Below are 25,630 nucleotides of genomic sequence, written 5' to 3'. Positions count from 1 at the left end.
AGCAACGGCTCAGGGTTCCCCCAGACAGCGCCCCGATCGTCACTGCCATGAACGAAACGAACGCGGGAGGCGTCCGGCGGCGATCGGTCCAGATCGTGGTGCCGGTCCACAACGAGGCGCACGTCCTCGCCGAGTCCGTCGGCTGTCTCCACACCTACCTCGAAGAGTCCTTCCCGTTCCCGTTCCGGATCACGGTCGCGGACAACGCCAGCACCGACGCCACCTGGCAGGAGGCGACGGAGCTGACCCTGCGCCTGCCGCATGTGCACGCCGTGCGTCTGGAGGAAGAGGGCCGCGGTCGCGCCCTCAAGCACGTGTGGTCCCGGTCCACCGCCGACGTCGTCGCCTACATGGACGTGGACCTGTCGACGGGCCTCGAAGGCTTCCTGCCGCTGGTGGCGCCCCTGCTCTCCGGTCACAGCGACCTCGCGATCGGCAGCCGGCTGCACCGGCAGGCCGCGGTGACGCGGGGCGCCAAGCGGGAGTTCGTGTCCCGCACCGCCCTGGACGACCTCAAGGGCATGGCCCGCGTGCTCCGCACCGGCCGTACCCGCATATCCGTACCCCGGCGGACCAGCACTCCGCAGGTGCCGGCCGCCCGCCCGACCACCCCTGCCGTCCACCTGGACCACCTGGAGTACGCGTCATGACGACTCTCGCCCCGCCGCCCGTCCAGGAGGCCCGGCACCGGGCCGCGCCGCCCGCCGCGCGCGGCCGTGTGCGCAGGCTGTTCACCGGCGCCCCCGAGGACCCCCGCTGGGCCCGCCCGGCCCTGTGGGCGGTCCTGGTCCTGGCCACGGCCCTGTACGCCTGGAACCTGTCCTCGGTCACCGGCAACACCTTCTACAACGCGGCCGTCTACTCCGGCACCAAGAGCTGGAAGGCCTTCTTCTTCGGCGCGTTGGACTCCGGCAGCTTCATCACCGTCGACAAACCGCCGTTCGCCCTGTGGGTGATGGGTCTGTCGGCCCGCGTCCTCGGCTACGGCACCTGGCAGTTGATGCTGCCGATGGTCGCGCTCGGCACCGGCTCGGTGGCCCTGCTGTACCGCATGGTCAAGCGGGACTTCGGCTCGGTGGCGGCGACGATCGCCGCGCTGGCACTGACGTTGACCCCGATCACCGTCGCCATCAACCGGGACACCAACCCGGACCCGGTCCTCGTCTTCCTGATGCTGCTCGGCGCGGCCGCCCTGATGAAGGCCGTGCGCACGGGCCGGCTGATGCCGCTGGTGTGGTCCGGGGTCGCGATCGGCTTCGCGTTCAACACGAAGATGATGCAGGCGTACGTGGTGCTGCCGGCGTTCTTCCTGGTCTATCTGTGGGCCGCGAACGTCTCGCTGGGCCGTCGTATCCGCAATCTCGCCGTCGGCACGGTCGCCCTGGTGGCCAGTTCGGCGTGGTGGATGGTGGTCGTCGATCTCATCCCCGCGTCCTCCCGCCCCTACATCGGTGGCTCCACGGACAACACGGTCTGGGACCTCGTCATCGGCTACAACGGCTTCGGCCGGATCTTCGGGGCGAGTTCGTCGGTGGGCTCGCAGGGCAACGGGGCGAGCTTCGGCGGCGAGGCGGGCCTGTACCGGATGTTCAACAGCATCATGGGCGGCCAGATCTCCTGGCTGATCCCGTTCACGCTGATCGCCCTCGTCGCCGGGCTGGTGCTGCGGGGCCGGGCGCCGCGCACCGACGCCAAGCGGGCGGCGTTGCTGCTGTGGGGAGGCTGGTTCGTCCTCCACTATCTGACGTTCGCGCTCGCCGAGGGCACGTTCCACCCGTACTACGTCACCGCCATGGCGCCCGGTATCGCGGCGCTTGCCGGTATCGGCGGAGTGCTGCTGTACCGCGCCTTTGTGGAGGGGTCGGCGGCGAAGTGGGGCTGGGTACTGCCGGCGGCGATCGCGGTGAGCACGGTGTGGGCGGTCGTGCTGCTCCAGCGGGTGTCGGGTTCCGGGACGCTGTACACGGTGGCGGAGGTCGTCGCCGGTGTGACAGGTGCGGTCGCGGTGATCGGGCTGCTGCTCGGGCGGTTCACCAAGCGGCAGCGGCTGACCGGGCTCGCGGCGCTGGCGGCCGTGGTCGCCCTGCTGGCCGGTCCCGCGGCGTACTCGGTGTCGGCGGCCGCTTCCAGCACGAACGGCACCAACCCGACGGCCGGTCCGAGCACCGGTGGCGGCATGGGCGGTGGCGGCGGCATGGGCGGCGGTGGGCAGCGGCCCAGCGGCGGCCCGGGCGGCAGCACCAGCCAGAGCGGCACCAGTCAGAGCGGTTCGGACGGACAGTCCACGGGGCAGCCGCCGTCCGGCACGGAAAGCGGCGGCACCGAGTCCGACAGCGAGTCCCGGACCGGTGGATCCGCCGGAGGCATGGGCGGCGGCAGTCAGGTCTCGTCCGCGATGATCACGTATCTGAAGAAGAACCAGGACGGTGCCACCTGGCTGGTCGCGGTGGCCACCGACCAGACGGCCTCCTCGATCATCCTGGAGTCCGGTGAGCCGGTCATCTCGATGGGCGGCTGGTCCGGCAGCGACGACGCGATGACGCTCGCCAAGCTCAAGAGCCTGGTGAAGGCGGGCAAGCTGCACTACATCGTGATCAGCGACAGTGGCCAGGGTTCCTCGAACACCGAGATCTCCACCTGGGTCAAGAAGAACGGCACGGCGGTCTCCGACTACAGCGGCCTCTACCGCCTGGACGCCTCCGACGTCAGCTGACCATCCCCTGAGCTGGACGGGCCACCGGACTCCCCTGCCGGTGGCCCGTCCGTCGTACGCGCTGAAACCGCTCTGAAACCACGCTGAAGGCGGCCCCCCGCACACTCCCCACCATGACCGTCCATCTCACGCCCGACCTCGTCCAGAACCCCCTCGGCGCCTACGCGGACCTGCGCACCCGCCCCGGCCTCGGCCATGTCGTCCTCCCCGGCCTGAGCACGCCCGTGCGGCTCGTCACCCGCCACAAGGACGTGACGGCGGCGCTCACGGAACCCCGGCTGGTCCGGGACCGGTCGACGATCACCGACGCCGACATGCCGGATCCGCAGGCCGAGTTGCTGGCATCGGGGCTCGAGGGCCTCCCCGAGGAGTACCTGCCGTACCTCTCCGGGCATCTGGCCCTCTTCGACGGCGACGAGCACGCCCGTCGCCGCAATCCGCTCACCCGTGCCTTCACCGCCCGCCGGGTGGCCGCGCTGCGCCCCTTCGTGGAGAAGACCGCGCAGGAGCTGGCCGACGCCCTCGCCGGACGCGAACGGGCGGATCTGCTGGGCGGGTTCGCCTATCCCCTCAGCACCGCCCTGATCTGCGAGCTGGTCGGCGTGGACGCGGCCGACCAGGACAGGGTGTGCGGCTGGATCCGGGACTTCGCGTACGGCGACGGCAGCGGTGTCCTGGACGGGCTCGGCGGGATCGTCGGGTACACGAAGGACCTGGTGGCCCGGCGCCGCGCCGAGCCCGCCGACGACCTGGTGTCGGCGCTGCTGGCGGACGGCGGCATGACCGACGACGAGATCGTCACCGTCTTCTTCCTGCTGATCAACACCGGCATCACCCCGCCCGCCCTGTTCCTCGCCCACGCCGTCCTCGCCCTCCTCGACCACCCCGACCAGCTGCAACGCCTGCGCGCGGAACCGGAGTTGCTCGGCCGGGCGGTGCCCGAGCTCCTGCGTCACGTCACGCTGGTCCGCATGGGCGCCACGCTCTACGCCACCGAGGAGTTCGTGTTCGCCGGCACCCTGCTGAGGAAGGGCGAGGCGGTGACGGTCGCCCTGTTCGCCGCCGATCACGACCCGGCCGCCTACGACTGCCCCGAACGCCTCGATGTGACCCGGGAGTTCGGCCCCGGCGACGGCCATCTGGCTTTCGGCCACGGCCCGCACTACTGCATCGGCGCGGCGCTCGGCCGGCTGGCGACGGGCGTGGTGCTCGAGGAGCTCGTCGTACGACGGTCGGCGGCGCCGGAGTTGGCGGTGGACCGCGCCGACGTGCCGTTCGGGCACTGGCCCGGCGACGGCTTCCACCTGCTGGGCCTGCCGGTCAGACTGTGACCCGCACCAGCCCCAGCGCGGCCTCCCGAAGCCCCTGCGGGTCCAGGGCGGCATACGTGGCCACCGCGTCCTCGTAGGCCGCCCTGTCGGCGTTCTGTGCGGCCTCGCGGGCGAGCGTCGAGGACATCGTGGGCTGGAAGTTGCGCAGGACCCGGAAGCGTTCGGCGAGGGCGGTCAGCCGGGCCCCGCGCGCGCCGTCGCCGTCGGCCAGGGCGATCGTGCCCAGGGCGAGCAGCAGAGCGCCGCACACCGGGAAGTCGACGGTCACATAGCGCGGGGTGGCCGCCGGGCGGGTCAGCAGGGCGGTGAGGCGGTCGGGCAGCGCGGCGGCGAGGGGTGCGACGAGGTGGGTGCGGCCATGCCGGGCGTGGGCGGTGAGGGCGGCGGACTGGAGCTCCAGCACCCAGCCCTGGATGACGAGTTCCTCGCCGGGGGCCGGGCTCGCCGCGTGCTCCAGGCGTTCCACGGCCCGGCGCCACAGCCCCAGCCCGGTCTCGACGTCGCCGCGGGCGAGCGCCATCTCGGCGCGGGCGCCCAGGTCGGGGGTGAAGGCGTCCAGGGCGGTGGACTCCGGCTCGTGCCGCAGCGCCTCCTCCAGCCAGTGCTCGGCCGCGTCGAGGTCGCCGGTCTGGAGGTTGGCGAGCATCAGACCCCACCGCATGCCGATGGTGTCGCTCCACTCGCCGAGGTTCTCCAGGGCGTCGAGCGCGGCCCGCATGTGCACCAGCGCCTCGCCTCCGCGCTCCGTCTGCAGACAGAGTTCGGCGAGCCGGGAGGCGGGCCAGATCCGCAGCACCGGGATGTCCCCGTCGCCGAGCGCCTCGACCATGCGGCGGGCGGCGGCCAGGGCGAGGTCCGGCCGGTGCTCGCTCTCCCACACATAGCTGGCGACGTAGTTGGCGACGCCCGCGAGCAGCGGCTTGTCGCTGTCGCACAGACCGTCCAGCTCCTCGTGGTCCGCGAGCACGTGCGGGAAGGCGCACAGCACCGCCGCGATGGCCCGGACCATCGTGTCCGGCTCGGCGGGCGGCAGCCGGCGCAGGGTGACCAGGGTGCGCACGGCGCCCGGTCCGACACCCAGGAACAGGTTGGCGGTCAGCAGGGTGGCCGCGGTGCGGGTCGGTTCGACGTACTCGGCGGTGGGCCGGTAGTGGGACAGGGGCCGGGCGGTGTCCTCCAGGAGGGTGATCATCCGCAGGAAGTTGGTCTCCGTGCTCCACAGGGCGCCGAGGACGGCGGTGACCGTGGCGACGGTGGCGAGGTCCTCGCGGGCGAGCGCGAGCCGCAGCGCCTGGACGAGGTTGTCCTGCTCGGCGCGGATCAGCTGCCAGGACGCGAACGGGTCGGTGCCGAAGGGGGCGTCGTGGTGCGTTGCGCCGAACTCCCGTGCCCAGTCCAGGAATCGGTCGGTGACCGCGTCCTCCCGGTCCACGGCGGCGAACTCGCGGACCGTCTCCAGCATGCTGAAGCGCGCACCGTACGGCGTGTCGGTGACCTTCAGCAGGGACTGGTCGACGAGGTCCTCCAGGAACTCCCAGGCGTCGTCGACGAGTTGACCGGCCGCCTCGGCCGTGAACCCGGCCGGGAAGACGGACAGGGCACGGAGCGCCGCCTGCGCCGGTTCCTCCAGGAGGTTCCAGCTCCAGTCGACCACGGCGTGCAGGGTGCGGTGGCGTTGCGGGGCGTCCCGGGGGCCGCCGCGCAGCAGCGTGAACCGGTCCTCCAGGCGCCGGGCTATCTCCGCGACCGACATCACCCGGACCCGGGCGGCGGCGAGTTCGACGGCGAGCGGCAGTCCGTCGAGGCGGCGGCACAGGGTGGCCAGGGCGTCGGCGGGCAGGTCGACCCCGGGGCGGGCGGCGCGGGCGCGCTGTGCGAACAGCTCGACGGTGGTGGCGGGGTCCAGCTCGGGCAGCGGGTGGACGGTCTCGGAGGACAGTCCGAGAGGGGCCCGGCTGGTGGTCAGGATCCGCAGGTCCCGGGTGCGTGACACGAGGGCCTGTACGAGGTCGGCGACGCCGCGCACCACCTGTTCGCAGTTGTCCAGGACGAGCAGGGCGGGTCCGGCACCGAGGGCGCCGACGACGGCGGTGACGGGGTCGGGCCCCGCGGCGTCCAGTGCGGAGGCCACCTCGGCGGCGACGTCGGAGTCCTCCCGGACGCCGGCGAGCGGCACCAGGTGCACGATCCGCTGCTCGGCGTCGCGGGCGACGGCGCTCGCGAGGCGGGTCTTGCCGAGGCCGCCGGGGCCGACGACCGAGGTGACCCGGGAGCCGTGCAGCAGCCGGGTCACCTCGGCGACGTCGGCGTCCCGGCCGAGCAGCGGGTTCGGCTCGTGCGGTACGCCGCGCCGGACGACGGGTGCCTCGCCGCGCAGCAGTTCCTGGTGGAGTTCCTGGAGGGCGGGGCCGGGGTCGGTGCCGAGTTCGTCGCGCAGGCGGCGGCGATGGCGGTCGTAGGTCGCGAGCGCGTCCGGGGCGCCTGCGGTGGCCGTCTGGCAGCGCATCAGCTCCAGGAGGAGTTCCTCGTCGCGCGGGTGGGCGGCGGCCAGGGCGGTGAGCGGGCCGACGGCTTCCTCGCGGCGGCCGGTGCGGGCCAGGGCGAGGGCCCGGGAGCGGACGAGGGTGTGGTGGGTGGCGGCCCGTTCGGCGCGCAGTGCGCCCAGGGGGTCGCCGGGAACGGCCTCGCCGTCAGGCGCCTCGGCGCCGTCCCAGAGCGCGAGTCCGGCCTCGGCCTCGGCGAGGGCGCCCGCGTGGTCCTGGGCGCGGGACTTCTCGGTGGCTGCCGCGGTGTGCAGGAGGACGGCGCAGGCGTCGACCTGGTCCTCGCGCAGGGTGAGCCGGTATCCGGCGGGTGTGCTGGCGATGGCCTCGGTGCCGAGCTGCCGCCGGGCCCGTGAGACCAGGATCTGCAGCGCCTTCGCCGGATTCTCCGGCTGTTCCTCCGGCCACAGCCCCGCCACCAGCCGCCCGGCACTGCACCCCGTGCGCAACTCCCCCACCAACAGCGCGAGCAGCCCCCGCAGCCGGGGCGCGGTGATCTCCCGCCCCTGATGGGACACGGCCGTCAGCAACGTCAACTCGATGGTCACCGCGCCAGGTTAGTCAGCCGATCACACGACCGCCCCTGGCTGGGAACGCGAGCGGTTGCCGGGAACACCGAGGCAGGCAGCCCGAACTCGCCCGCCCCGCACCCGGTTTCGTCACGTTCTCACGCCGCCGTAGACCGCTCCCGCGCCGTGGGGAACCCCGGCGTCCGCAGCACCCGGCGCTCGGCGTCCACCGCGAAGACCTCGCAGCCCGGCAGGCCCGCCGCCCAGTCGACGCCCTCGGCGCCCATGGCGAAGGCGGCCGTGGCGACCGAGTCGGCCTCGGTCAGGGTGTCGGCCACCACCGTGAGGCTGAGCAGGCCCGTGGCCGGGCGGCCGGTGCGGCCGTCGATGATGTGGTCGCCGCGTTCGTAGCGGGCGGAGGTCGCGACCGCGCCGTCGGTGAGGTCGAGGACCGTGCACAGCCGGTCGGCGTGTTCGGGGTGGCGTACGCCCACCCGCCAGGGCCCGCCGGCGGCGACCACGTCGCCGCCGGCGTTGAGGACGAAGCGCCGGGCGCCGGCCGCCGTCAGGAGCTCGGCGGCGCGCTGCACCGACCAGCCCTTGACCACCGCGCAGGGGTCGAGGCCCCGGCCCGGCAGCCGTATGTCGAACGCGCCGGCCGTCGCGACCCGGTAGTGCTCGCACAGGTCGAGCACGGTCCGCAGATCCGCGCTCACCGCCCCCTCGGCGAGCTCGCCCCGGCCCAGCCGCGACACCTCGCTGTCGGGCTTGAACGGGCTGAACCGGGCGTCGACCTCGCGCAGCCACGCGAAGACGGCGTCCGCGGTCTCCTCGCCCACGTGCTCGTCGTCGACCCGCAGCGAGACCGGGAACCCCATGACGTGTTCGACCCTGTGCATGGTCAGCCCTTCGCGTCGATCGCGGCCTGGAGGGACTCCTTGTAGCCGTCGCTGGTGATCGTCGCACCGGACACCGTGTCGATGTCCGCGCTCTGCGCCTCCAGCGTCTCCGCGATCAGCTTCGGCACAGCCGCCGTCGTCTGCGGATGGTTCGGCTGCTGGAGCATCTTCACCGCGGAGATCTTCTCGCCCTCGAAGGTCACCTGGACCTGCACGGTGCCCTTCTCGGTGTTCACCGCCGAGCCGTCGACGGTCTGCGCCGCCGAGGCGGTGGAGGCCGAGGCGGACGGCGAGGGCGAGGCGGCGGCCGCCTCGGCGTTCGCGTCGATCGCGGCCTGGAGGGACTCCTTGTAGCCCTCGGTGGTGATCGTCGCGCCGGACACGGTGTCGATGTCCGCGCTCTGCGCCTCCAGCGTCTCCGCGATCAGCTTCGGCACAGCCGCCGTCGTCTGCGGGTGATTCGGCTGCTGGAGCATCTTCACGGCGGTGATCCTGTCGCCCTGGAAGGTCACCTGGACCTGCACGGGGCCCTTCTCGGTGGTGACCGTCGTGCCCTTGACGACGGTGCCCGACGACGAACCCGAACCCGAGGACGAGGCGGACGCCGACGGCGTCGAGGCCGCCTCCGTGGTGGACGTGCTGCCGCCGATGGACGGCTCGTAGCGCCAGATGGGGACTAGGCCCGCGATGCTGAGGACGACTACAGGTATGGCTCGCTTCACGATCTCTTCCTCATCCCGCCAGGCTGAAGCGCTCGAAGTGGGTCTGCGCCTTGGGCACGTTCAGCGCGCGGAGGCTGCCGAGCACGGCGTTCATCATCGGGGGCGGTCCGCACAGGAAGACGTCCCGGTCGGTGATGTCGGGGACCAGCCGGAGCAGCTCGGCCGGGGCCAGCTTGTCGGGCACCGGCGGGCCGGTCACCAGGTGCAGCTCGGCTCCCTTGGCGTGGGCGAGCTCGCGCAGCTCCTCGTAGAGGACGGCGTCCCGGTCGGTGGCGACGCGGTAGATGACGACCGCGTGGCCGTGCAGCTCCTCCAGGAGCGCCCGGATCGGGGTGACGCCGACACCGCCGGCGATGAGGACGGCCTCGGGGCGGGTGCGGTGCAGCGCGGTGAAGGCGCCGTAGGGGCCCTCGGCGAAGACACGCGTGCCGGCCTTCAGGTGGCGCAGGGCGGCGGTGCCGTCACCGGCGACCTTCGCGGTGAGCCGCAGGGTGCGGCCGTCGGGGGCCGCCGACAGGGAGAAGGGGTTCGCCTGCCACCAGCGGTCCTTGGTCAGGAAGCGCCACAGGAAGAACTGGCCGGCCTGGGCGGGCAGCTTGTCCAGGTCACGGCCGGTGACGTAGATCGAGACGACGTTGTCGGACTCGGGGACGACGGCCTGGATACGGAACTGGTGGCGCAGGTTGCGCCACAGCGGCAGCACCATCCGGCCCAGGACCACCGAGCCGAGGGCGACGGTCCACAGTCCGTACCAGTACGTCTTCGCGGCGTTCGACGAGGTGAACGTCGTACCGACCGCGACCTGGTGGGTGAAGGCCAGCAGCACCGCGACGTAGGTGTACAGGTGGATGAAGTGCCAGGTCTCGTAGGCCAGCCGGCGGCGGGCGTAGCGGGCCGAGACACAGCCCACCACGAGGATGATCGCGAAGGCGGTGATCGCGCGGAGCACGCCCTCGGTGGTCTCGGCGAGGTCGACGACCGTGCCGATCGGTCCCACCTCGGTGCCCTCGGCGTAGCCGAAGGCGATGAAGACGAGGTGCGCGAGCAGCGTCCACAGGATGCCGAAGCCGGTCCAGCGGTGCCAGGAGGTCAGCCGGTCCATGCCGATACGGCGGTCGAGCCACGGCAGCCGGGCCACCAGGAGCAGCTGGAAGGCCATGAACAGGGCGCCGTAGAGACCGGCGAGCCGGCCGATCACGATCAGTGCGTTGGAGGCGAACCCGGCCTGGGCGAAGAAGAGGGCGACCACGGCCACGTTCGCGGCGATCACGGCGTACAGGCCCGTGCGGGCCACCACTTTGGGCCGTATCGCCGTGGGGGGCGCGGTGGGCGGTTTGACGGTCGTCGTCACGGACGGAGCTCCTTGATCGGGGCTTGGGTAGTCGAGCTTCGCTTGAGTGACCTGTCGATTTACTGTCGTACAACTTTCAAGTGGTTATCGATCTGGCCGCGAGGCGGCATCGGCTCTGGAGTCCGGGCCCGCGTGACGCACTATGAACGGGTGGAAAAAGTACGCCTCCTCGTCGTGGACGACGACCCGCCCATCGCCGACCTCGTGGCGACCGTCGCCCGTTACGAGGGCTGGGACGCGGTGACGGCGAACTCCGGGGAGGAGGCGCTGAGCCGTGCCGCGTCGTTCCGTCCGGACATCGTGGTCCTCGATCTCATGCTGCCCGACATCGACGGCTTCGGCGTCCTGGAGCGGCTGCGCAGCTCGGGCACGATGGTGCCCGTGGTGTTCCTCACCGCCCGGGACGCGGTCGCCGACCGGGTGGCGGGGCTGACCCGGGGCGGCGACGACTATCTGGTGAAGCCGTTCGCGGTGGAGGAGCTGATGGCCCGGCTGCGGACCGTGCTGCGACGCTCCGCGGGGCCCGGCTTCCAGCGGTCGGTGCTGCGCGTGGCCGATCTGACGATGGACGAGGACACCCGCGAGGTGCGCCGCGGCGACAAACTGCTCACGCTCACCCCGACCGAGTACGAGGTGCTGCGCTATCTCATGCGCAAGTCACCGACCGTGCTCACCAAGGCGCAGATCCTCGACCATGTGTGGGAGTACGGCTTCGGCGGCCGTTCCAACGTCGTCGAGCTGGTCGTCAGCCGGCTGCGCCGCAAGCTGGACGACACGGGTGATCCGCTGATCCACACCGTCCGGGGCTTCGGCTATGTGATCCGGCAGGCGGCGGAGTGATCCGGCGGTTCCGTCAGGCGTATCGCAGGCTCCGGCTCGGCACCCGGCTGGCGCTGGGCCTGGGCGTGCTGGCGCTGCTGGTGTTCGGCGTCGTGGGCACCGCGCTGACCACGTACATGCGGGACTATCTGTCGGCCCAGCTCAACGAGCAGCTCCAGATCGCCCAGGTCGCCCAGTCCAAGAGCATCGTGGACAACGGCTCGCTGGCGGGCAAGAAGTACTACCGCTGGTACTACGCCGTGTACGACGTGAAGGACGGCACCGCCGAGCTCCGTACCCCCGAGGACGCCACCGACCTGCCGGAGGACATCGACGACTTCACGTCCCTGGCACAGGCACAGACAACCGCCGGTACCGAGCTGCTGCGCACCGAGCACCTCAGGGGCGCGGGCGACTACCGGCTGCGGGCCTGTGAGGTCGAGCCCGGTGTGGTCCTGGTCAGCGCGGCGCCCATGGACGAGATCGACGAGACCGTGGGGCAGCTGATCACGATCCAGGTCGTCACGTTCGGTCTCGCGCTGCTGGCGCTGGTCCTGTTCGGGCGGAAGGTGCTGCGCAAGGGCCTGAAGCCGCTGAGCGACATGGCGCACACCGCGCACGGCATCTCCTCGCACAACCTCACCGACCCGGAGGCCCGGCTGCCGCTGCGCGCGGACCGCAAGGGCGGCGGCCCGGAGGTCGAGGAGCTGCGCACCGCGTTCAACACGATGCTGGAGCACATCGACGACTCGCTCGCGGTGCGCGCGGAGGCCGAGCAGCGGCTGCGCCGGTTCGTCGCGGACGCCTCGCACGAACTCCGTACGCCTTTGATGTCCGTACGGGGCTATGCGGACCTCTTCCAGTACGCCGCCGCGAACGAGCCCGAGGAGCGGGACCGGCATCTGGCGAGGCTGCGCGCGGAGGCGGCCCGGATGGGTGTCCTGCTGGACGACCTGCTGATGCTCGCCCGTCTCGACGCCGCCGAGGTGGACACCCCGCTGCGGCCCAAGGACACGGACCTGGTGGAACTGGTCCACGACGCGGCCGACGCCTTCCGCGCCGCGCACCCGGGCCGTCCGTTGACGCTGACGGAGGGCCCCGAGTCATTGGTGCTGCGCCTGGACCCGCACCGCCTCCGCCAGGTCCTGGACAACCTCCTCACCAACGCGGCCGTGCACACCCCGGCCGGCACCCCGGTGTCGGTGGCGGTCAAGGTCGTCTCCGCCCGGGCCCTGGTCCGTGTGACGGACGCGGGCCCCGGCATTCCGCCCGCCGACCAGGAGAAGGTCTTCGACCGCTTCTACCGCGTCGACAAGGCCCGCAGCCGCGACCGCGGCGGCAGTGGCCTGGGCCTGGCGGTGGCCCGCGCCCTGGTGTGGGCCCACGGCGGCACGGTGGAGGTGAGCAGCGAGCCGGGCCGGACGGTGTTCACGGTGGCGCTGCCGCTGGGGCGGGGCGGCACGGCGGACGGCTGAACGGCCAGGGCCGGGCCCGCAGGCGGTGAAATGTCACCGGACGGGCAAGTCTCGTTTGCGGAAGCCAAGTTGGCAGGCCCGGCTCTCCATGAACGGCTGGACAGATCTTCCGGGCTCCCCCAGGATGGCAGTCGCCGGGCTGTGGAGTCCGTGCCCTGGGAGGCAACCCCCGTGGTCACCTGCGCGGAGAGGCGATGCGGTCCGATCCCCAACGTTTGCTTGCCATGGCTGTTCGTCGCATCGCCCGCGCCGAGGACCGTGCGGAGGTCGTCCACGAACTCTGTGCGGTGGGCGTGGAGCACTTCGCGGACGCGGTTCTCGTCTACCTCGCGCCCTGCCCCGGCCCCTCGGACGAGCCGGAAACGGTCCCCGACCAACTCCATCTGACCGCAAGCCGGTTCCTGGAAGGCGGACAGGACCTGGCCGGCGCGATCGGCGCTCCCGTGCCGGCTCTCGCCTCGGTGGCGCACTCCGGTGTCCTGGCCGAAGTCCTGCGTGCGGGTGACACGTTGAGCCGGATCTCCCCCGCGACCGACCCGGCACTTCGCGAACTGCTGGGCCCGGCTCCCGGTCTGCCGGAGGGGCATCGCGTCCTCCTCGCACCCCTGTCCGACGCGCGGGGCGTGCTCGGCGCCGCCGTGTTCCTCCGCCGCCCCGACCGCGAGGCCTTCGACGCCGACGACGTCCTGACGGTCGGCCGGCTCTCGGCGCAGGTCGCACTCGGCGTGAGCGAGGCGACAGCCTCACCCCCGACGGCCACCGCACCCTCCACGAGCACCTCGACCGACACGGCTGACCCACCACCCACGGCCTTCGCACCCCCGACGGCCGCCTCACCTTCCACGGCTGACTCCCTCGTCTCGGCTGACCCACCACTCACGGCCTCCGCGCCCTCCACGGCTGATTCACCGGCCGCGGCTGACCCACCACCCACGGCCTCCGCACCTTCCTCCACGGCCGCCTCACCACTCCCTGCCGCCGGGACGCAAAAGCCGTCCCCACCGTCACCGACCTCCACAACCACCCCCACACCCATGCGCCGCGAGGGCGACCGGCTCCGCTTCGCCGGCGCGGCGACCCGCCGGATCGCGCGCGGCATCGACCTGGACGAGATCGTGATCGGGCTGTGCCGGGCCAGCGTGCCGACCTTCTCGGACGCGATCCTGGTCTACCTCCGCGAACCACTGCCGGTCGGCGACGAACGTCCCGTCGAACCGCTCGTCCTGCGACTGCACCGGACCGACCGGATCCCGCACGAAGAAGACGGTCTGTGGTCCGTGGACGACCCACGGCCGAAGCCGCCAGCGCTGGACGAGCTCGTCGCCGAGCGCTGCACCGTGCCGGGCGGTGGCGCGCTCGCCGAGGTGCTGCGAGGCGTACGCCCCGTCTTCACGGACTCTCCCGCGGCCCAGGCCGCCCTGCCCGAACTCCTCGGCAAGGGCAGCGAGTCGATCACCCCCGACGGACAGCACGCCATCCTCGCCCCGCTGCGCGGCCGCCGCCGGGTCATCGGCGCCGCCCTCTTCCTGCGCAGCCCCGAACGCCCCGCCTTCGAACAGGACGACCTCCTGCTCGCCGCCCAGCTCGCCACCCACAGCGCCCTCGGCATCGACAAGGCGGCCCTGTACGGCCGTGAGGCCTACATCGCCGACGAACTCCAGCGCGCCATGCTCCCCGAGACCCTGCCCCGCCCGACCGGCGTCCGCCTGGCGTCCCGCTACCTCCCGGCCGCCGAGACCGCCCGCGTCGGCGGCGACTGGTACGACGCGATCCCCCTGCCGGGCAGCCGCGTGGCGCTGGTCGTCGGCGATGTCATGGGCCACTCCATGACCTCCGCCGCGGTCATGGGCCAGCTGCGCACGACAGCCCAGACGCTCGCCGGTCTCGACATGCCGCCGCAGGAAGTGCTGCACCACCTCGACGAGCAGGCCCAGCGCCTGGGCGCCGACCGCATGGCGACCTGCCTCTACGCCGTCTACGACCCCGTCGCGCACCGCATCACCATCGCCAACGCCGGCCACCCGCCGCCCATCCTGGTGCACCTGGGCGGCCGCACCGAGGTGCTGCGGGTGCCTCCGGGCGCCCCCATCGGGGTCGGCGGCGTGGCCTTCGAAGCCGTGGAGCTGGACGCACCGGCCGACGCCACCCTGCTCCTCTACACGGACGGGCTCGTCGAGTCACGCCTGCGGGACGTGTGGACCGGTATCGAGCAGCTGCGCGAGAAGCTTGCCGCGACCGCGCGGTTGACCGGCCCCGATCGTCCGCCGCCGCTGGAGGAGCTGTGCGACGAGGTGCTCGACATGCTCGGACCGGGCGACCGGGACGACGACATCGCGCTGCTCGCCGCCCGCTTCGAGGGGATCGCGCCCAGTGATGTGGCGTACTGGTTCCTGGAGCCGTCGGAGGCGACACCCGGCCGGGCCCGCCGGCTGGTCCGGCGCACGCTGTCCCGCTGGGGGCTGGAGGAGCTGAGCGACTCCGCGGAACTGCTGGTCAGCGAGGTCGTCACCAATGCCGTGCGGTACGCGTCCCGGCCCATCACCGTGCGGCTGCTGCGCACCCACGTCCTGCGCTGCGAGGTCACCGACGACGAGCCCCGGCTCCCGGTGCTCGGGCAGGCGCGGGCCACGGACGAGGGCGGGCGGGGCCTGTACCTGGTGAACCGGGTGGCCCGGCGCTGGGGAGCGTCCCGGCTGAGCACCGGCAAGGTCGTCTGGTTCGAGCTCGACCGGCCGTGACCGGGTCCGTCACGGCAACGGCAGCTCCGTCCAGATGATCTTCCCCTCGGGGGTGTACCGCGTCCCCCACCGCTCGGTGAGCTGGGCGACGAGGAACAGGCCGCGGCCGCCCTCGTCCTCGTTCTTCGCACGGCGCAGTCGCGGGGACGTGCTGCTGCCGTCGGAGACCTCGCAGATCAGGGCGCGGTCGCGGAGCAGCCGGAGCCGGACCGGGCCGGTGGCGTGCCGGATGGCGTTGGTGACCAGTTCGCTGGCGACGAGTTCGACGGTGAACGACAGCTCCTCCAGGCCCCAGGCCGCGAGCTGTTCGGTGACCGCCGCGCGGAAGCGGGAGACGGCCGCCGGGTCGCTGGGCACGTCCCACTGGGCGACCCGGTCGGAGTCCAGGGCGTGCGTACGGGCCACCAGCAGGGCCACGTCGTCGCTCGGCCGGGCCGGCAGCAGCGCGTCCAGGACCGCCTCGCAGGTCTCTTCCGGCGGCCGCCCGGCCTGGGCGAGGACGGCGCCCAGCCGCTGCATCCCGGCGTCGATGTCCCGGTGCCGGTCCTCGATCAACCCGTCGGTGTAGAGCACCAGTTGGCTGCCCTCCGCCAGCTCCAGCTCGACGGTCTCGAAGGGCATCCCGCCGAGCCCGAGCGGCGGCGCGGACGGCAGGTCGACGAAGGTCACCGTGCCGTCGGGGTCGACGACCGCGGGCAGCGGGTGCCCGGCGCGGGACAGAGTGCAGCGCCGGGACACCGGGTCGTAGACGGCGTAGAGACAGGTCGCCCCGACGATCCCGGAGTCCGGGCTGTTCTCCGCCGCCCAGCCCTCGCCCCGGTCGAGGCGGCCGACGAGGTCGTCGAGGTGGGTGAGGAGGTCGTCGGGCGGCAGGTCGAGGGAGCAGAAGTTGTGGACGGCGGTGCGCAGCCGGCCCATCGTGGCGGCCGCGTGCAGTCCGTGGCCCACGACGTCCCCGACCACGAGCGCGACCCGCGCGCCGGAGAGCGGGATGACGTCGAACCAGTCGCCGCCGACGCCGGCCTGGGCCGGCAGATAGCGGTAGGCGACCTCGACGGCGCTCTGCTCGGACCGGCCCCGCGGCAGCAGGCTGCGCTGGAGGGCGAGCGCGGTGTTGTGCTCGCGGGTGTAGCGGCGGGCGTTGTCGATGCAGATCGCCGCGCGGCCGGCCAGTTCCTGGGCGAGGGAGAGGTCGTCGTCCTCGAAGGGGGCGGTCTTCTCGGCGCGGTAGAAGCTGACCAGGCCGAGGGTCTCCCCGCGGGCCCGCAGCGGCACCGTGACCAGGGAGTGGATGCCGGCCGCGAGGATCCGCTCGCCCCTGGCCGGGTCGTGGGCGAGCCAGCCATCGGCGGCGGCGAGCACGGGTTCGAGCATCGACTGCCGGGCCTCCAGACCGCGGGCCTGCGGAGCGGACGGGGCGTACCGCACGAGGTCACCGACCGGGTGCAGATGCGATTCCTCATGTACGGCGCCCAGGGCGACCCGCCGCAGCGGGGTGTCCGCGCCCAGCGGCCCCGGCTCCTCACCGTGCAGCACCCCGTCCGGCAGGTCCACGGCGACGAAGTCGGCGAACCGGGGGACGGTCACCTCCGCGAGTTCCTCCGCGGTGCGGGTGACGTCGAGAGTGGTGCCGATCCGCACGCCCGCGTCGTGCAGGAACTCCAGCCGCCGGCGCGCGAGCAGGGCCAGCCGTCCGACACCGGGCTCACCGAGGAGAAGGAGCCGGACGTCGATACCTGCGGCACCCATGCCGGAGGCGTCGCTGCCGCGCTCGGTGGCGACGGACGTCCCGGGCCGGACCGGCGTCCGGGCAGCGACGCCCACGGCTGTATCCACTCCGACAGCCGAGTCCGTCGCGGCGGGCGCCCCGGTCTCACCCTGCGCGCCCCTCTCCACTTCGGCAGGTGTCGGTACGACCGTCCGCAGCCCGGCGGATCTCGCTGCGGGTCGGGCCGGTGCCGGGGAGGGGGCCGGCGCCGGCCCGGGTGGGACGGTCGGTTGCGGGAGGGCCCGGGTCGGGGTGACCGGAGCGGCCGGTGCGCTGAGGCAGACCTGGCGCACGTGCGGGCTGCCGACGATGCGGGCCTCGACGACGACGCCCGTCTCGCCCGCCGCGCCCCGGACCTGACGGCGCAGCAGGGTGGCGGTGCGGCCGCCGGAGAGGGTCACCTCGTCGAGGGTGCGGTGCGGGGAGGCGAGGAGTTCCTCGGCCTTCTCGCGCAGCACGGCCCGGTCGACGGGGCCGAGTTCGTCCCCGTCCGGTCGCCCCGGCTGCCGCCACTGTGTCGACGCCCGGGCGGTGGCCCGCCGGTACGCGGCGAGAACCGCCCGCTCGCGTTCCGTGGCCACCTCCAGCATCCGCCCCTCGATGGCTTGGGCGGCCTCACGGACCAGCCGCAGCATGGCGGGGTCGCCCTCGTCGCGCAGACAGGTGAGGTCGAGGACGGCCTCGATGCGTCCGCTGAGCGGGTTGCGGACGGGCGCGCCGGCGCAGGCGAAGGGCTGGAGACAGTCGGCGAAGTGCTCACGGCCGACGACGTAGACGGGGTTGCGTTCGGCGAGCGCGGTGCCGACGCCATTGGTGCCCACGAACCGTTCGGAGGCGTCGTAGCCGGGGGCGAAGTTCACCTCGTCGAGGCGGTCGCACAGCTGTCGTCCGCCGCCGAGCCGCTGGACCATGCGGCCCTCTCCGTCGCACAGCGCGATGGTCATGCCGGCCTCGGAGAGCGAGGCGGCGAGGTTCTTCAGGACCGGCTCGGCCGCGTGCAGGAACGGGTCGTCCAGGGTGAGGTCCGGCGCGTAGGGGACTTGGAGGCGGTCCGGTTCCAGCCCTACGGACCTGCACCGCTTCCAGGAGTCGAGCACGGAACCCCGGACGTCCGCGTCCACTGGGACGCCGGCCAGAAATCGTTCGTGGGCATCGACGAGCCCGCCGATGTCGTCCCAGGCGACGGACAACAGGATCACTTCCCTACCCGGAGACGGGCCCGGTGGCGCGCCGCCGTTCGGCTCGCCCCCGGCGGAGTCCTCCCAGTCGTTTGTCACCCTAGACCCTTTGTGATACCGATCACAACAAAGTCCCGAAGTGCCCCGGAGGCACCTTTCATCCACATGTTCGACCGCGCTCCTTCGCGTTCGATCAGAGGCGGGACTCGACCCCCAATCGGGTCGTCGCCTCCATGAGATCGACGGTGAACGGGTGCCGCGGCTCGGCCAGGACCCGCCGGGCCGAGCCCTGTTCGACGAGCGCCCCCGCGTCCAGGACGGCGATGCGGTCGGCGAGGCGCGCGGTGTCCAGGTCATGGGTGATGAGGACGAGGGCGAGGTCGTCACCACCACCGTCCCGGACGAGGCCCACGAGGAGGTCCAGAAGGGCACGGCGGCTGACCGTGTCGAGCCCGGAGGTGATCTCGTCGCAGATCAGCACCCGGGGCCGGGCGAGAAGAGCGCGCGCCAGGGCCGCGCGCTGGAGTTCGCCTCCGGAGAGCTCGCCGGGGCGCCGGGGCGCGAGCCCCTCCGGGAGCCCGAGGTCCACGAGAGCCCGAAGGGCCTCCTCCCGCGCCTCCCGCTCGCCGCTGCCCCGCAGCCGGACGGCGGTGCGGGCGACCTGGTCCAGCACGGGCCGGTGCTCGTCGAAGGCGGCACGGGCGTCCTGGAAGACGTACTGCACGGCCGCCAACTGCCCCCGGCCGCGGCGGCGCAGACTGCGCGGCAGGGCCGAACCGTCGAGCAGGACCTCCCCCGCGAAGTCACGGTGGAGGCCCGCCAGACAGCGCGCGAGGGTGGTCTTGCCGCTGCCGGAACGGCCCACGACGGCAAGGCACTCGCCCGCGCGCAGCGTGAGCCGCGGGGCGCGCAGCACCGTGGTGGTGCCGTGTACGGCGGCGAGGTCCCGGACCTCCAGGACGGGCCGCCCGTCCACGGCGTCCCGGACGGGGACCCGCCGCTCGTCGAGGAGCCGCCGCGTCCACGCGTGCCGGGGAGCGCGCCACAGTCGCTCGACGGGCCCCGACTCCACGACCCGGCCTTCCCGCATGACGAGGACCTCGTCGGCGAGGGCGCGCACGACGTCGAGGTCATGGCTGAGCAGCACGACCGCGATACCGCGCGCGGCCACCGCCGCGAGCTGCTCGACGACACGGCTCTTGGTGAGGGCGTCCTGCCCGGTGGTGGGCTCGTCGGCGACGACGACCCGGGCGCCCAGGAGCAGGGCCTGGGCGAGGACGACACGCTGCTGCTGACCGCCGGAGAGCTGATGCGGATGCCGCCGCAAGAGGGCTCCCGCGTCCGGGAGCTGGGCGTCGGACAGCGCCCGCAGGACGCGCTCGCGGGCCGCCGCGCGGCGTTCGGCCCGGGGCAGGTGCCGGACCTGGGCGCGGGCGATGTCGTACAGCAGCGCGCCGACGCGGCGGGCGGGGTTGAGGACGGCCGCGGGATGCTGCGGCACGTATCCCACCGGGCCGTCCGCGGTCAGCCGTACGTCGCCCGAGACGCGTGCTCCGGCCGGATACTCCCCCAGCAGCGCCAGCCCGGTCGTGGTCTTGCCGCTGCCGGAGGCGCCGACGAGTGCGGTGACCTTGCCGGGCCGCACCCGCAGGTTGACCCCGTCGACGATGGCGCGGCCGTCGATCTCGACGCGCAGCTCACGGATCTCGGCGACGATGTCGCTCACGAACGCCTGCCCTTCTTCTCCAGCGCGGCGTCGAAGAGCAGGTTGACGCCTGTCGTCAGGGCCACGATCAGCAGCGCGGGCACGACGACGGCCCACGGCTGCACGAACAGGCCGGTGCGGTTGCGGTCGACCATGACCGCCCAGTCGGCGGCGTCCGGCGCGACGCCGACGCCGAGGAACGCGGCCGTGGACACCAGGTAGAGCACGCCGGTCAGCCGGATCCCGGCGTCGGCGGCGAGGGTGCGCAGGGCGGAGCGGCCGACGTACCCGACGGCGATGCGCCACCACGTCTCCCCCTGCATCCGCAGCGCCTCGACCTCGGGCCGCGCCGCCGCCTCCCCCGCCGCGGCCCGCACGATCCGCGCCGCGTCGGGCACGTTGACGAGCGCGACGAGCAGCGCGAGTCCGACGGCACCGGGCGAGAACACCGAGGCCACGAGCAGGATCAGCAGCAGTGACGGTACGGCGAGCAGCACGTCCAGCGGCCGCATGAGCAGCTCCTCCAGCCGGCGGAGGTGGGTGAGCGCGCTGACGAGTCCGACGGGTACGGCGACCAGGTAGGCGAGTGCGGTCGCGGCGAGAGCGGTGACGACGACCGTACGTCCGCCGTGCAGCACCTGCTGCCACACGTCCCGTCCCACGAAGTCGGTGCCGAGCCAGTGGCCGTCGCCGAGGGTGAAGGAGGGGGCGCGGGGGCCGGGGTCGCCGACGAAGAGGGGGCCGAGCAGGGCGAGTACGAGGGGTACGGCGAGGATCGCCAGGCCCAGTGCGAAGCGACCGCGTCTCACGCCGCCACCGCCGCTCTCGGGGTGAGCCGATGGGCCACCAGATCGGCCCCCAGGTTGAGTACGACCGTCAGCACCCCGAACACCACCGCCAGCCCTTGCACGACCGGCACATCGCGCTCGGCGACGGCGTTCAGCAGGACCGTCCCGAGTCCGGGGATCACGAAGAGCGCCTCGACCACGATCACCCCGCACAGCAACCAGTCGACGGTACGGGCGAGTTGCTGGACCGCCGGGGCCGAGGCGTTGGGCAGGGCGTGGAGATAGCGGACGCGGGCGCCGGAGACGCCGTAGCGGCGGGCATGGGCGGCGTAGGGGGAGGCGAGGGCGTCGACCATGCCGGCCCGCACCAGGCGGGACAGGGAGCACACTGGGCGGGCGAGGAGGACGAGGACCGGGAGGACCAACGCGGCCGGATGGGCGAGCAGGTCGGTGCCGTAGCCCAGCGCGGTCGGCGGCAGCCAGGCGAGCTTCAGTGCGAGGACCGTCACCAGCAGGACCCCGAGGGCGAACTCGGGGACGGCGTACACCGCGAGGGTCACCGAGCTGACCAGCCGGTCGACGAGCCGTCCCTCGTGGCGGGCGGCGAGGACGCCGAGGCCGAAGCCGACCGGGACGAGGAGGGCGAGCGTGAGCGCGGCCAGCAGCAGGGTCGGGCCGAAGCCGTCGCCGATGTACTGCGTGACCGGGCGGCCGGAGGCCAGGGAGACGCCGAAGTCGCCGTGCAGCAGGCCCGTCGCCCAGTCCGCCAGACGTTCGTACGCCGGCCGGTCCAGGTCCATCGCCTCGCGGATGGCGGCGATGCGCGCCGGGTCGGGCTGGTCGCCCGCGAGGGCCACCGCCGCGTCGCCCGGCAGCGCCTCGGTGAGCGCGAAGACCAGCAGCACGACGGCCACGGTCTGTGCCACGCCGAGGAGGAGCCGCCGGGCGACGAAGGAACGGAGTCCCGTCACGCGAGCCACACCTTGTCGAAGCGCGCCCAGTCGAGGGTGTTGGCGGGCGCCTTGGTCTCCACTCCCTTCACCGTGCGGCCCGTTCCGATGATCCAGTCGGCGAACCCCCAGATGAGGAAGCCGCCCTCGGTGTACAACCGGCGCTGCATCCGCTCGTAGACGGCGGCCCGTTCGGCCTTGTCGCGGGTGGACTGCGCCCGCTCGTACAGCGCGTCGAAGTCCTTGTGCCGCCACTTGGTGGCGTTGGTGGTGGAGTCCGTGAGCAGCCGCTGTGAGATGTGGGCCTCGATGGGCATCGCGCCGGAGCGGTAGCAGGACAGGGTGCCGGAGTCGAGGATGTCGCTCCAGTAGGAGTCCTTGCTGCCCATCTTCACGTCGACGGTGACGCCCGCCTTGGCGGCCTGGTCGCGGAAGATGCTGGCGGCCTCGGTGAACCCGGCGGCGACGGCCGAGGTGTCGAGGCTGACCTTGAGCTTCTCGGCGCCGGCCTTCTTCAGCAGGGCGCGGGCCTTGTCGAGGTCCTGCTCGCGCTGGGGCAGATCGGCGGCGTAGTACTCGTAGCCCTTGCCGAACAGGTCGTTGCCGACCACGCCCGCCCCGGACAGTGCGCCGTCGACGAGTTCCTTGCGGTCGGCGATGAGGAAGAACGCCTCGCGCACCCGCTTGTCGTCGAAGGGGGCCCGGTCGGTCTTCATGCAGAACGCCTGCATGGCGCTGTTGCGCAGCCGCACGATCTCGATCTGGCCCTTGCCCTCGTGGGCGCGGGCGGTGGTGGGGTTGAGCTCGTGGGCGTACTCGACCTGGCCGCCGAGCAGGGCGTTGACGCGGGCGGACTCCTCGTTGGCGACGACGAACTCGAGCTCGTCGAGATGCGGGGCGCCCTCCCAGTAGCCGTCGTAGCGGCGGAGGACGGCGGAGCGGCCCGGGGCGAAGGAGACGAAGCGGAAGGGGCCGGAGCCGACCGGCTTCGTGTCGAAGTCGGTGGCGTTCTCGGGGACGATGTACGCGCCGAACGCGGCCAGGATGTTGGGGAATTCGGCGGTGGGCCGCTTGAGCACGAACTCGATGCCGCGCTCCGACGTGGCGCGGCTCGCGTCGAGGTCGATGGGTTCCAGGGACGCCTTGGCGCGGAAGGTCTGCTTCGGGTCGGCTATGCGGCGGTAGCTGTGGAGGACGTCCTTGGCGGTGACCGGGCTGCCGTCGTGGAAGGTGGCCTCGCGGAGGGTGACCTGCCAGCGGTCCAGGGTCTTGTTGGACTCCCACTCGGTGGCGAGGCGGGGTTGGGCGGAGAGGTCGGCGCCGTAGTCGGCGAGCTTGTCGTAGAGGGCCTTGGCGCGGGCGACGTCGGCGAACAGGTTGGCCAGGTGCGGGTCGAGGGTCTCGCTCGCACCCCCGCCGGCGAACGCGGCGCGCAGTCGTCCGCCGCGTCTGGGCGTGCCTCCGCTGCCGCTGTCCGCCTTGTCGTCGGCGCCGCTTCCGCAGCCCACAAGGGCGAGGGCGGCGGCGCTCGAGGTGGCGGCGAGGAAGCCGCGTCGGCGCAGGCCGGGAAAACGTTCGTCGTACATGACTGTCCTTCAGATGTGGGGTCGGCGAATGGTGTTGAGGAGGAAGCGGCCGGTCACGCGTTGCTCTTCTCCCGCTCGGGCGCCGCGGGGGCCGGCAGTGTCCCGCTCCGGTTCAGCCACGCCAGTCCGCCCGCCGAGGTCAGTCCGAGCAGGGCACAGCACGCCCACGGCAGCCAGGCGTGGCCGCCGCGCTCCCCGGCGTCCATGGCCCAGCCGACGGCGGTGTTGCCGAGGGCGGCGGCGACGCCCGAGACGACGTAGAAGATCCCGAAGTACGTACCGGTCAGCTCGGGTCGGCCGAAGCGGGGGATCAGCTCCATCACGAACGGGGAGGCGATCATGAGCCCGAGGGAGAGCAGCAGCGCGCCGGCCAGGACGGACCCGGCACCCGGCACCCGGCATGACGGCCTGCGGCAGGAATGCCAGCCCCGTCACGGCGAGCCCGGTCGCGATCCAACGCCCCCTGTAGCCACGGGACTTGAGGGCCCGCGTGATCCGCAGTTGCAGTGCGAGACTGGCCAGTGTGCCGACGAGGAAGACGAGGCCCGCCGCGCCGTCCCAGCCGGTCGCCGCACGCGCCCCGGCGGGCAGCAGCAGATAGAGCTGGTTCTCCAGGGTGAACATGCCGACCATGGCGAAGGCGAAGGCCAGGAAGGCCCGGTTGCCGACGACTTCACGCCAGTCCGCGAGTACGCTGCCGCCCGCCGGTTCGACCTTCCGCGCGGGCAGGACGGCGGCCTGCGCCACGGTGAGCACCGCGAAGATGCCGGCGGCGGTGAGCGCGGACGCACGGAAGCCGACCAGCAGCAGCGCGCTGCCCAGCAGCGGACCGATCAGCGCACCGGTGGTCGCGAAGACGTTGAACAGCGCGAACGTCTCCGCCTTCCGTTCCCCTGCCTCGTGCGCGAGATACGCCCGCACCGCCGGGTTGAACAGCGCCCCCGCGACCCCGCTGAGCACGGACGCCGCGAGCAGCACCGCCAGCCCGTCGCCGAGCGCGAACAGCGCGAACCCGACCGCCCGCAGGGCGCAGCCGGCGATGATCACGCCGCGTGCGCCGAGCCGGTCGGAGGCCGAGCCGCCGATGAGGAACAAGCCCTGCTGGCTGAGGTTGCGCACCCCGAGGACGACGCCGACGACGGCCGCCGACATGCCCAGGTTCTCGCCGAGATGGGTGGCGAGGTAGGGGACGAGGAGGTAGAAGCCGGTGTTGACACCGAGCTGGTTGACCAGCAGGAGCCGCACCGCGAACGGAAGACTCCGCACCTCATGCCACGTCTTCAATCGGTCCCGCCCCCTCGATGACCACCGGCTCGACGCGACACACGCTATCGATAATCATTTTCATATACCAGTCACAAAATGACCACGCACAAGGAAGGAGAGACGAGAAGGAGGGAGAGACGAGGTGGAGGCGGGCTGTCAGCCCCGCGGCGGCCGACCGCAGCTTTGGCGGACGATGACCTCGACGGGGATCAGCGGCTCGACCCGCTCCTCGGTCCGCCCGTCGATCCGGTCCAGCAGGAGCCGCAGCGAACGCCTGCCGATCGCTGCGAAGTCGGTGCGTACGGTGGTGAGCGGCGGCAGCAGATGGGCCGCCTCGGGGATGTCGTCGTACCCGACGACACTCACGTCCTCGGGGACCCGGCGCCCCGCCTCGTGGAGGGCGTGCAGCAGACCGAGGGCCATCTGGTCGTTGGAGGCGAACACGGCGGTGACGTCCGGGCGCCGGGCCAGCCGCCGGCCGAGTTCGTACCCGGAGTCCGCGCTCCAGTCGCCGATGAGCAGCTCGGGCACCCCGGCGCCCGCCGCCCTCAGGGTGTCCCGCCAGCTGATGAGGCGCTCGTCGGCGGAGGTCCAGCCGGTGGGCCCGGCGATGTGCCACACGGTGGGGTGTCCGAGGCACAGCAGGTGCTCGACGGCCTTGCGGGCGCCGTTGCGGGAGTCGGCGGAAGCCAGCGGCGTGCCGCCCCTGATCTCGTTCTCCAGGACCACCAGCGGGGTGTCGAGGTGGGTGTCGGCCAGCGCCTGCCCCACCCGGTGCTGCGGCGCGATGGCGATGACGCCGTCCGCCCCCTCGGCCGACAGCCGGTCCACGGCCTCGGCGACCGTGGCGTGATCGGCCGTGTCGTCCAGGGCCATGGAACTCAGCAGGTAACCGGCCTTCTGGGCGGCGGTGTTGATGGCGGTCAGAGTGCTGGCGGGCCCGTAGCGGGCGGCGTCGAAGGAGATGACCCCGAGCATCCGCGTCCGTCCGCTGGCCAACGACCGCGCACTGCGACTGGGCCGGTACCCGAGACTCCGCATGGCGGCCTGCACGGCCTCACGCGTCTCGGGCCGGACGGCCGGGTTGTCGTTCAGCACCCGCGAAACGGTCTGCTTGGACACCCCGGCCAGCCGCGCCACGTCGTCCATGACCGGCCGCGCACCCGCGAAGTTGCGTCGACTGCGCCCTTTGGGGGCGGGAGCGTCGGCGGCGCGAGGGTTCATCGCGGGTGCTTCCTCAGCATCTCTTCGGGGGCTGGGTGGGCCCCAGCATAGGTCGCAGGCCCAGC

16 protein-coding genes and 1 pseudogene are annotated in these 25,630 nt (G+C 72.7%); 6 read left to right on the top strand and 11 right to left on the bottom strand.

All coding sequences use genetic code 11. The features are described from left to right. Nucleotides 1–47: 47 nt before the first annotated feature. The 3 genes from OHU89_RS37355 (at nucleotide 48) to OHU89_RS37345 (ending at nucleotide 4,044) form a co-directional block, all read left to right on the top strand. A complete protein-coding gene (locus tag OHU89_RS37355; RefSeq protein ID WP_405649360.1) occupies nucleotides 48–650 on the top strand; it encodes a glycosyltransferase in 603 nt (200 codons plus the stop codon). Beyond that, nucleotides 647–2,713: an ArnT family glycosyltransferase gene (locus OHU89_RS37350; protein ID WP_405649359.1), complete on the top strand. Its 2,067-nt coding sequence runs from the start codon at nucleotides 647–649 to the stop codon at nucleotides 2,711–2,713. Before OHU89_RS37355 ends, OHU89_RS37350 begins: the two co-directional genes overlap by 4 nt. Nucleotides 2,714–2,826: 113 nt before the next feature. Beyond that, nucleotides 2,827–4,044 carry a cytochrome P450 gene (locus OHU89_RS37345; protein ID WP_405649358.1) on the top strand — a complete coding sequence of 406 codons (1,218 nt, stop codon included), beginning with the start codon at nucleotides 2,827–2,829 and terminating at the stop codon, nucleotides 4,042–4,044. Here OHU89_RS37345 and OHU89_RS37340 read toward each other — a convergent pair. The 4 genes from OHU89_RS37340 to OHU89_RS37325 all read right to left on the bottom strand — a co-directional run bounded on the left by OHU89_RS37340 (nucleotide 4,034) and on the right by OHU89_RS37325 (nucleotide 10,068). After that, nucleotides 4,034–7,135 carry an ATP-binding protein gene (locus OHU89_RS37340; protein ID WP_405649357.1) on the bottom strand — a complete coding sequence of 1,034 codons (3,102 nt, stop codon included), beginning with the start codon at nucleotides 7,133–7,135 and terminating at the stop codon, nucleotides 4,034–4,036. The two genes, OHU89_RS37345 and OHU89_RS37340, sit on opposite strands and share 11 nt — an antisense overlap. 119 nt (nucleotides 7,136–7,254) lie before the next feature. Then, on the bottom strand, nucleotides 7,255–7,995 hold the full coding sequence (locus tag OHU89_RS37335) for an FAD:protein FMN transferase (RefSeq protein WP_405649356.1): 741 nt from the start codon (nucleotides 7,993–7,995) through the stop codon (nucleotides 7,255–7,257). A 2-nt stretch (nucleotides 7,996–7,997) separates the two neighbouring features. Continuing rightward, on the bottom strand, nucleotides 7,998–8,717 hold the full coding sequence (locus OHU89_RS37330) for an FMN-binding protein (RefSeq protein WP_405649355.1): 720 nt from the start codon (nucleotides 8,715–8,717) through the stop codon (nucleotides 7,998–8,000). Between the two features lie 10 nt (nucleotides 8,718–8,727). Next, nucleotides 8,728–10,068 (bottom strand): ferric reductase-like transmembrane domain-containing protein, encoded by a 1,341-nt coding sequence (locus OHU89_RS37325; protein WP_405649354.1) that lies wholly within the window; start codon nucleotides 10,066–10,068, stop codon nucleotides 8,728–8,730. Between the two features lie 150 nt (nucleotides 10,069–10,218). On the opposite strand from OHU89_RS37325, the gene OHU89_RS37320 reads away from it, so the two are divergent. The 3 genes from OHU89_RS37320 to OHU89_RS37310 all read left to right on the top strand — a co-directional run bounded on the left by OHU89_RS37320 (nucleotide 10,219) and on the right by OHU89_RS37310 (nucleotide 15,100). Further along, nucleotides 10,219–10,908, top strand: a complete 690-nt coding sequence (locus OHU89_RS37320; RefSeq protein WP_307024620.1) for a response regulator transcription factor — start codon at nucleotides 10,219–10,221, stop codon at nucleotides 10,906–10,908. Next, a complete protein-coding gene (locus OHU89_RS37315) occupies nucleotides 10,905–12,362 on the top strand; it encodes a sensor histidine kinase (protein ID WP_405649353.1) in 1,458 nt (485 codons plus the stop codon). The genes OHU89_RS37320 and OHU89_RS37315 overlap by 4 nt, the downstream gene beginning before the upstream one ends. 224 nt (nucleotides 12,363–12,586) lie before the next feature. Next, a complete protein-coding gene (locus OHU89_RS37310) occupies nucleotides 12,587–15,100 on the top strand; it encodes a SpoIIE family protein phosphatase (RefSeq protein ID WP_405649352.1) in 2,514 nt (837 codons plus the stop codon). 9 nt (nucleotides 15,101–15,109) lie between these two features. Here OHU89_RS37310 and OHU89_RS37305 read toward each other — a convergent pair whose 3' ends face one another. The 7 genes and pseudogenes from OHU89_RS37305 to OHU89_RS37275 all read right to left on the bottom strand — a co-directional run bounded on the left by OHU89_RS37305 (nucleotide 15,110) and on the right by OHU89_RS37275 (nucleotide 25,565). Beyond that, on the bottom strand, nucleotides 15,110–18,067 hold the full coding sequence (locus OHU89_RS37305) for a SpoIIE family protein phosphatase (RefSeq protein ID WP_405649351.1): 2,958 nt from the start codon (nucleotides 18,065–18,067) through the stop codon (nucleotides 15,110–15,112). 172 nt (nucleotides 18,068–18,239) lie between these two features. Further along, entirely contained in the window at nucleotides 18,240–19,772 is a 1,533-nt protein-coding gene (locus OHU89_RS37300) for an ABC transporter ATP-binding protein (protein ID WP_405649350.1), read from the bottom strand. Continuing rightward, nucleotides 19,769–20,560, bottom strand: coding sequence for an ABC transporter permease (locus OHU89_RS37295; RefSeq protein ID WP_405649349.1), 792 nt, complete (start codon nucleotides 20,558–20,560; stop codon nucleotides 19,769–19,771). Before OHU89_RS37295 ends, OHU89_RS37300 begins: the two co-directional genes overlap by 4 nt. Next, a complete protein-coding gene (locus tag OHU89_RS37290; protein WP_405649348.1) occupies nucleotides 20,557–21,510 on the bottom strand; it encodes an ABC transporter permease in 954 nt (317 codons plus the stop codon). Before OHU89_RS37290 ends, OHU89_RS37295 begins: the two co-directional genes overlap by 4 nt. Beyond that, nucleotides 21,507–23,075: an ABC transporter substrate-binding protein gene (locus OHU89_RS37285; RefSeq protein WP_405649347.1), complete on the bottom strand. Its 1,569-nt coding sequence runs from the start codon at nucleotides 23,073–23,075 to the stop codon at nucleotides 21,507–21,509. The genes OHU89_RS37290 and OHU89_RS37285 overlap by 4 nt, the downstream gene beginning before the upstream one ends. A 53-nt stretch (nucleotides 23,076–23,128) precedes the next feature. Continuing rightward, a pseudogene (locus tag OHU89_RS37280) lies at nucleotides 23,129–24,359 on the bottom strand (MFS transporter). A 138-nt stretch (nucleotides 24,360–24,497) separates the two neighbouring features. Next, a complete protein-coding gene (locus tag OHU89_RS37275) occupies nucleotides 24,498–25,565 on the bottom strand; it encodes a LacI family DNA-binding transcriptional regulator (RefSeq protein ID WP_405649346.1) in 1,068 nt (355 codons plus the stop codon). Nucleotides 25,566–25,630 lie beyond the last annotated feature (65 nt).

The sequence above is a fragment of the Streptomyces sp. NBC_00019 genome (assembly GCF_045041015.1).
Classification (GTDB): Bacteria; Actinomycetota; Actinomycetes; order Streptomycetales; family Streptomycetaceae; genus Streptomyces.
Note: the sequence above shows the minus strand (reverse complement) of the source record. Positions and strands in the feature narration are given on the sequence as shown.